The sequence below is a fragment of the Altererythrobacter chaiwopuensis genome, from assembly GCF_054957735.1.
In genome coordinates this window covers 1-285 of the sequence record NZ_JBTXJF010000007.1, presented here as the reverse complement: position 1 = coordinate 285, position 285 = coordinate 1, and the positions used below count along the sequence as shown (strand labels likewise).

At 54.4% G+C, this 285-nt stretch carries 1 pseudogene; it reads left to right on the top strand.

Annotated features, from left to right (window positions below):
* Positions 1–116: 116 nt before the first annotated feature.
* A pseudogene (locus ACX3VQ_RS12975) lies at positions 117–285 on the top strand (IS6 family transposase); the annotation flags it as partial.

Genomic DNA, 285 nt, shown 5'->3' with positions numbered 1-285 from the left:
CTTTGAGATATCTGGAGAAATTGCCTCAAGAACGGCGCGGTTCCGCGCCATTTCTTGGTTCTGTCAAAGCTAATGCACTAATTGGCGAGAAGCACGGGGTAGGGTAGGGCGCTCTAATGCCCAGACCACGCAAACCAGCCAGTCCATTCCGCTATTTCAACTCCTCGCCCGAGATCATTCGGCTCGCGGTGCTGCTGTATGTGCGGTATCCGCTGTCACTTCGAAACGTCGAGGACCTGCTGTTCGAACGGGGCATCGACATCTGTCACGAAACTGTTCGGCTAT